7 protein-coding genes and 8 tRNA genes are annotated in these 6,836 nt (G+C 29.3%); 13 read left to right on the top strand and 2 right to left on the bottom strand.

Features of this window, described 5'->3' with window-relative positions; translation table 11 throughout:
* Positions 1 to 254: 254 nt before the first annotated feature.
* From CLOACE_RS04850 to CLOACE_RS04815, 8 genes are all read left to right on the top strand, one after another.
* Positions 255 to 329: transfer RNA gene (locus CLOACE_RS04850), tRNA-Glu, on the top strand.
* Between the two features lie 9 nt (positions 330 to 338).
* Positions 339 to 414: transfer RNA gene (locus CLOACE_RS04845), tRNA-Val, on the top strand.
* Between the two features lie 28 nt (positions 415 to 442).
* Positions 443 to 519: transfer RNA gene (locus tag CLOACE_RS04840), tRNA-Asp, on the top strand.
* 6 nt (positions 520 to 525) lie between these two features.
* Positions 526 to 601 (top strand) — tRNA-Thr (locus CLOACE_RS04835).
* 13 nt (positions 602 to 614) lie between these two features.
* Positions 615 to 689 (top strand) — tRNA-Glu (locus CLOACE_RS04830).
* A 9-nt stretch (positions 690 to 698) separates the two neighbouring features.
* Positions 699 to 774 (top strand) — tRNA-Val (locus tag CLOACE_RS04825).
* Positions 775 to 798: 24 nt separating this feature from the next.
* Positions 799 to 875, top strand: a tRNA-Asp gene (locus tag CLOACE_RS04820).
* Between the two features lie 5 nt (positions 876 to 880).
* A tRNA-Thr gene (locus CLOACE_RS04815) sits at positions 881 to 956 on the top strand.
* Between the two features lie 100 nt (positions 957 to 1,056).
* On the opposite strand, the gene CLOACE_RS04810 is transcribed toward CLOACE_RS04815, so the two are convergent.
* Together CLOACE_RS04810 and CLOACE_RS04805 are read right to left on the bottom strand one after the other, a co-directional pair.
* Entirely contained in the window at positions 1,057 to 2,034 is a 978-nt protein-coding gene (locus CLOACE_RS04810; RefSeq protein ID WP_070109910.1) for an ATP-binding protein, read from the bottom strand.
* The gene (locus CLOACE_RS04805; RefSeq protein WP_070109909.1) at positions 2,034 to 3,008 is read right to left on the bottom strand and encodes a DnaD domain protein; all 975 of its coding nucleotides are present in this window, start codon (positions 3,006 to 3,008) and stop codon (positions 2,034 to 2,036) included. The genes CLOACE_RS04810 and CLOACE_RS04805 overlap by 1 nt, the downstream gene beginning before the upstream one ends.
* 222 nt (positions 3,009 to 3,230) lie before the next feature.
* Here CLOACE_RS04805 and CLOACE_RS04800 point away from each other — a divergent pair, with 222 nt between their 5' ends.
* From CLOACE_RS04800 to fabD, 5 genes are read left to right on the top strand one after another with little or no spacing between them, the layout of a single operon-like run.
* Positions 3,231 to 3,713, top strand: coding sequence for a MarR family winged helix-turn-helix transcriptional regulator (locus CLOACE_RS04800; RefSeq protein ID WP_070109908.1), 483 nt, complete (start codon positions 3,231 to 3,233; stop codon positions 3,711 to 3,713).
* A complete protein-coding gene (locus CLOACE_RS04795) occupies positions 3,706 to 4,698 on the top strand; it encodes a beta-ketoacyl-ACP synthase III (RefSeq protein WP_070109907.1) in 993 nt (330 codons plus the stop codon). Before CLOACE_RS04800 ends, CLOACE_RS04795 begins: the two co-directional genes overlap by 8 nt.
* Before the next feature lie 13 nt (positions 4,699 to 4,711).
* Complete coding sequence (gene acpP / locus CLOACE_RS04790; RefSeq protein WP_070109906.1) at positions 4,712 to 4,945, top strand: acyl carrier protein; 234 nt, start codon at positions 4,712 to 4,714, stop codon at positions 4,943 to 4,945.
* On the top strand, positions 4,938 to 5,870 hold the full coding sequence (fabK, locus tag CLOACE_RS04785; protein WP_070109905.1) for an enoyl-[acyl-carrier-protein] reductase FabK: 933 nt from the start codon (positions 4,938 to 4,940) through the stop codon (positions 5,868 to 5,870). The genes acpP and fabK overlap by 8 nt, the downstream gene beginning before the upstream one ends.
* Before the next feature lie 21 nt (positions 5,871 to 5,891).
* On the top strand, positions 5,892 to 6,827 hold the full coding sequence (fabD, locus tag CLOACE_RS04780; RefSeq protein WP_070109904.1) for an ACP S-malonyltransferase: 936 nt from the start codon (positions 5,892 to 5,894) through the stop codon (positions 6,825 to 6,827).
* Positions 6,828 to 6,836: the final 9 nt, after the last annotated feature.

The raw sequence follows: 6,836 nt of genomic DNA, 5'->3' as shown, positions 1-6,836 counted from the left end.
CTTGACAAACCCATGCACTCCATCTCCTGTTATTATTAAGATGGGCTTAAGGCTGATTTTGACTATTGTCAGTCCTATTCTACATGATTTTTTCACAGGGGTGTTGCATTTAATATTGCAATTTAAGAAAATAAAAAAATATAAAAAAATATAAAAAATGTGTTGACATAAAGCAAAATTTTGTGTATTATAGTCTATGTCAGGCGGATGAAGCCGACAAAATAAAAACAACAGACAATAAGATTTAAAAATATGGCCCCTTGGTCAAGCGGTTAAGACACCACCCTTTCACGGTGGTAACATGGGTTCGAATCCCGTAGGGGTCACCATTTTAAAATGGGCGCATAGCTCAGCTGGGAGAGCATCTGCCTTACAAGCAGGGGGTCACAGGTTCGAGCCCTGTTGTGCCCACCATTTTAAAAGTTTTATAAAAAGTTATTGTGGCCTGGTGGCTCAGATGGTTAGAGTGCCGGCCTGTCACGCCGGAGGTCGAGGGTTCGATCCCCTTCCAGGTCGCCACAATATGCTGGCATGGCTCAATTGGCAGAGCAGCTGACTTGTAATCAGCAGGTTGTAGGTTCGATTCCTATTGCCAGCTCCAAAGTTTAATACATGGCCCCTTGGTCAAGCGGTTAAGACACCACCCTTTCACGGTGGTAACATGGGTTCGAATCCCGTAGGGGTCACCATTTTAAAGTGGGCGCATAGCTCAGCTGGGAGAGCATCTGCCTTACAAGCAGGGGGTCACAGGTTCGAGCCCTGTTGTGCCCACCATTTTAATTTTATAAAAAATTATGTGGCCTGGTGGCTCAGATGGTTAGAGTGCCGGCCTGTCACGCCGGAGGTCGAGGGTTCGATCCCCTTCCAGGTCGCCACATATGCTGGCATGGCTCAATTGGCAGAGCAGCTGACTTGTAATCAGCAGGTTGTAGGTTCGATTCCTATTGCCAGCTCCAGCAGTAAAGAATTTTGTGCTATATAAAGTGGTGTGGTACGAAATTTTTTAATTATATACATATAAACAAGCTTGGATTTTAATCCAAGCTTGTTTGATTTTTAATTTTTATTTATATTTTTATTTATTCTAATATCCTCGCCATAAAATTTGCATAAATTAAAATCTCCTATAATACGAGAAGAAATTCTTTCAGAATAGTTTTTGAGTATATCTTCTAAAGAAAAATTAGTTGAAATAATCATTTTTTTTCTTTTTAAAAGTTTTTTGTTTAAAAAATTAAAAAGTTCAGTTTTGGAAAAATCATTTATTTGCTCACTACCTAAGTCATCTATTATAAGTAAATCACAATTTATAAGCATATCGTTTAAGTATTCATTACCTCTAAACTTAATTTCTTTTAAATCTTGAAGAAGATTATCAGAAGTTCTATACACTACTAAGTATCCTCTATCTAAAATTTCTTTAGCAATGCAGTGAGATAAAAAAGTTTTTCCTGTACCTGAATTTCCATAAAATAAAAAATTTTCTATAGAATTAGAAAAGTTTTCAATAAATGTCCACATTTTAGAAACAATATTTTCTATATTTTTTCTTGGGCTTTCTAAACACTCTCCCCATTTTACTGGAGAAAAATAATTAAAATTAAAGTTTGAAAAATTATTTTTTTTAAGTATGTCTTTTAGGTCAGAATTTTTATAATATAATTGTATCATTTTATGATTATAACAAATACATTTTTTTGTACCTATATATCCAGTATCTTTACATTTTGAACATTCATAATGAATGTCTAGAAAGTCAATGGAATAGCCATTAGAAACTAATAGTTCCGATTTACGAATTCTAAGATTTGTTATTTTTTCTTTTAATTTTTTTAAATAAATATCTTTATTTTCTGTATTTCTTAATATATTTATAGATAAATTAATACAAAGTTTTTTTATTTGATTTTCTATCTCTAATACTTCGGGAAGTTTTTTTTTAATTAAATTTCTTCTATCTATTAGTTCTTTTTCTTTTTTATTTCTAATATCTTCATATAATTTAGCTATTTCTGTATTGCAAACTTTTATCACTATTTATCCCACCCTAATAGTTTTTTTTCTAATTCATTAAAGTTATAATTCCTTTGTTCATAATTGTTAAAAGTACCTTTATTTTTATTTAAGCTATTACTTCTTTTATAATAACCTTTTTTATTGTCTTTTATTGATATATCTTCTAAAGTTTTAATATTATCTTTAAACCAGCTAGTTAATATACCATCAATATATTTAAAGTCTGCTTTATTTATTCTTTCAAAACAGATGTCACAAGCTTTAAATATAATTTCTAAAGAAAATTTATAAGTATTTATCCACTTTGTCAGCATATCTTCTTGAGGTTTCATAACTTGACTATCTTTTATTCCCAAATAATTTAGTATTTTTCTTATCTTCATCCATTTATCTTCTCGTTTTTTTATAAATAATTGAGCATCATCTACTGTTTTAATTTTAGCGTCATACCAAGATAATGCTATTTTTTCTATATATCTAGAATCAGTTTTTCCTTTAGATATACAATATTGTATTAATAATAATATTATTTCAGGAGTAAAATTAAAGTCATTTAACCAGCCTATATACATAGACATTTCTTTAGAAGATAGTGGTCTTGCTATAAGTTTTTCTATATCTTGAAGCATGTCCTTAACGTCTTTATTTTCTAATTCTTTAAGCAAATCAACTTCTTGTTCTTTATTTTCTTGGTATTCATTTAAATTTATAAAGTCTATTTTGTAATTATTCATATTGTCTACTGGTATCATTTTTATAACACCTTCATCATTCCAATAATTCCAAGCATTTAATACATCCGTTTCAAGAAGATGTAGTGTATTAGCCATTATAGAAGAATTAACGCCAATTTCTCCAGAAACACAATATTTTAGCCCTAGAAGATAAACTTTAACAAATTCTCCTCGGGCTTTAGGCATATACTTATCAATAAACACATTACTTACAGGTGTATATCTGAAGCTATTATTTTTAAACACGAAAGTGCTCATTATACAACATTCCTTTTCATTATTTTATTTGTACATATTATTATATCAAAATAATATTATCATCTCAATTAGTTAATGTATTTTGAAGCATTTGGGAAATTTATACATAGTTTTTTATTGACTTAATGAAAAAAAGTATATATAATTTAGTTATCAAATACTTTGAATATCAAAATATTTGATAACTAAATTATATGTATATATTGTAGAGTGGTGAAATTAATGAAAGGCAAAATTAATAATATATTAAATGAACTTTTAGTTGATACATTTAATGATATAGTAACTATAGAACAAAAGGCATTGCAATCAGGTATATTTAAAGATTTATCTGTAACAGAAATACACACTATAGATGCTATAGGTATGTATGGTTCTAGAACTATGTCTGAAGTGTCTGCAGATTTAGATATAACAATGGGAACATTAACTACAGCTATTAACCATTTAGTAAGAAAAGAATATGTAGAAAGAAAAAGAAGCGAATTGGATAGAAGAATAGTAAAAATAAAATTAACTAAAAAAGGTAAGCTAGCTTATAGAATTCATGAAAAATTTCATTCTGATATGATTAATGCTACAATAGAAAGTCTTACAGAAGAAGAAGAGAGAGTGCTTGTTAAGTCTTTAGAAAAGTTAAATATTTTTTTTAAATCTAAATACAATTTAAAAAGCAAATCAAAAAAAGGAGAGAAAAATGACTAAGGCTGAAATTGTAAGTACAGGTATGTATGTACCTAATAATATAGTTACTAATGATAATATTTCTAAAATAGTAGATACAAATGATGAATGGATAAAAAGTAGAACAGGTATAAGTGAAAGAAGAATTTCCATTAATGAAAATACTTCTGATTTAGCAACAAAAGCTGCTTTAAAAGCTTTAAAAACAGGTAATATAAATCCTAAAGATATAGATTTAATTATTGTTGCTACCTGTACTCCAGATTCTTTTATTCCTTCTACTGCTTGTATAGTTCAAAAAAATATAAAGGCAACTAATGCATTTTGTTTTGATATAGATGCAGCTTGTTCTGGATTTATATACGGAGTAAATATAGCTAGGCAATTTATAGAAAATAAAAGCATTAAAAAAGCATTAATTATTGGTTCTGAAACTCTTTCAAAAATTGTGGATTGGAAAGACAGAAATACTTGTATTTTATTTGGAGATGGAGCAGGAGCAGTGATTTTAAAAGAAGGAGAAAGTAGTGGAATAATATCTTCTTACATGGAATCTTGTGGTGATAAAGGAGACTTTTTAAGATGTGATACTGTTCCACTTTATAATCCATATAGCAAATGTAATACAAAAGAACATATTAATAAAGTTTCAATGGAAGGAAGAGAAATATTTAAATTTGCAGTAAAAGCTATTATAAAAACTATAAAAAAAGTATTGCAATGTAGTAACTATAATATAGATGATATAAAGTATATAGTGCCTCACCAGGCCAATTATAGAATAATAGATTATGTGTCTAAAAAATTAAATATAGATAAAAATAAGTTTTATGTTAATTTAGACAAATATGGGAATACATCTTCTGCAAGTATTCCTATAGCTTTAGATGATATGAATAGCAAAAATCTAATAAATAATAATGATAAAATTATATTAGTAGGATTTGGAGGCGGACTTACCTCTGGAGGATTACTAATAAAATGGGGAAGTAATATTTTAAAATAAGGAGGAAATAAAAATGATATTTGAAAAAATAAAAAAAATAATAGGTGAACAATTACAAATGGAGGAAAATGAAATAAATCTAAAAACTTCTTTTGAAGATTTAGGCGTAGATTCTTTAGATTTATTTCAAATAATAATAGAAATAGAAGAAGAATTTGATATTGAAATAGAGGATGCAGAAAATATAAAAACAGTAGAAGAAGCAGTAAAGTATGTTGAAAAAAAAGTAGGAGGAAAAGATGAATAGTAAAGACTTTTGTAATGCTATAGACATAGAATATCCTATTATACAAGGAGGTATGGCTTGGATTGCAGATAGTTCATTAGCAGCAGCAGTTTCTAATGCAGGTGGTCTTGGAATTATTACAGGCAATGCTCCGGTAGAATGGGTTAGAGAAGAAATACAAAAAGCAAAAAAGCTAACAAATAAGCCTTTTGGTGTAAATATAATGCTTCTTAATGAAAATGCTGAAGAAATAGCTAAATTAGTATGTGAAGAAAATATAAAAGTAGTTACTACAGGGGCAGGTAATCCTGGGAAATACATAGAAATGTGGAAAGCTAATGGTGTTAAGGTGATTCCTGTTGTAGCTTCTGTAGCTTTAGCTAAAAGAATGGAGAGAGCAGGTGCAGATGCAGTTATAGCAGAAGGATGTGAATCTGGAGGTCATGTAGGAGATTTAACAACCATGACATTAGTGCCACAAGTAGTAGATGCAGTTAGTATTCCAGTGTTAGCAGCAGGAGGAATAGGAGATGGAAGAGGAATAGCTGCAGCATTTATGCTTGGAGCAGTAGCAGTTCAAGTAGGAACTAGATTTTTAGTTGCAGAGGAATGTACTGTACATCCTAAATATAAAAAAAGAATATTAAAAGCAAAAGACATTGATACAGAAGTAACAGGACGAAGTACAGGACATCCTGTAAGAGTTTTGAGAAATAAATTAACAAGAAAGTTTTTACTTTTAGAAAAAAGTGGAGCTTCTATAGAAGAACTTAATGAATTAGGAAAAGGAGCATTGAATAAAGCTGTTAAAGAAGGAGATATAGATTATGGTTCTGTAATGGCAGGACAAATTGCAGGACTTATAAAAAAAGAACAAACTGCCAAAGAAATAATAGAAGAAATGTTTCAAGAAGTTAAAGAATTAATGGAGAATTTTCATGTCTAATTTTTAATTTTGGAGGATATTATGACAAAGTTTGGATTTTTATTTTCTGGTCAAGGAGCCCAATATATTGGTATGGGAAAGGATTTAGCAGATAATTTTAAATGTTGCAAAGAAGTTTTTCAATCAGCAGATGAGGCTTTAAATTTTTCAATAAGTAATATTTGCTTTAACGGCTCTAAAGAATTATTAGATAAAACAGAAAATACACAACCTGCTATATTAACTACTAGTATAGCAGCTTTAAAAGCGATAGAAGTTTATGATATAAAACCTAGTATTGTAGCTGGATTAAGTCTTGGAGAATATTCTGCATTAGTTTGTAGCAAAGCTCTTGAATTTGAAGATGCAGTAAAATTAGTTAAAAAAAGAGGAAAATACATGCAAGAAGCAGTGCCAGAAGGAAAAGGTACTATGGCAGCAATTATTGGCATAGACAAAGATACAATAATTAGTGTATGTGATAAAGTAAGTAAAAAAGGTATTGTAGAGCCAGCTAATTATAATTGTCCTGGGCAAGTAGTAATATCAGGAGAAATAGAGGCTGTAGATATGGCTTGCAATGAACTAAAAAAACAAGGTGCTAAAACAGTTAAACTAGCTGTTAGTGGTCCTTTTCATAGTTCTATGCTAATGCCAGCAGCAATAAAATTAGAAAAAGAACTTAAAAATGTTACTATAAATCAATTAGAAGTACCAGTGATTACAAATGTAACAGGAGATTTTATAGAGGAAAATTCTAAAATTAAAAGTTATTTAAAAAAGCAGGTTATGACTACAGTTTTATGGGAAAATACTATAAATAAAATGATAGAAGAAGGAATAGATACTTTTATTGAAATAGGTCCAGGAAAAGTACTTAGTACTTTTGTAAAAAAAATAAATAGAAAAATTAAAGTTCTTAATATTGAAGATATAAAGTCTCTTAATAGAGCATTAGAAAAATTGCAAAAAAGTTAATGAATGGAG

It is taken from the genome of Clostridium acetireducens DSM 10703 (assembly GCF_001758365.1).
GTDB classification, from domain to species: Bacteria; Bacillota; Clostridia; order Clostridiales; family Clostridiaceae; genus Clostridium_C; species Clostridium_C acetireducens.
The sequence above is the reverse complement of the archived record's forward strand: the minus strand, read 5'-3'. Positions and strand labels throughout refer to the sequence as shown.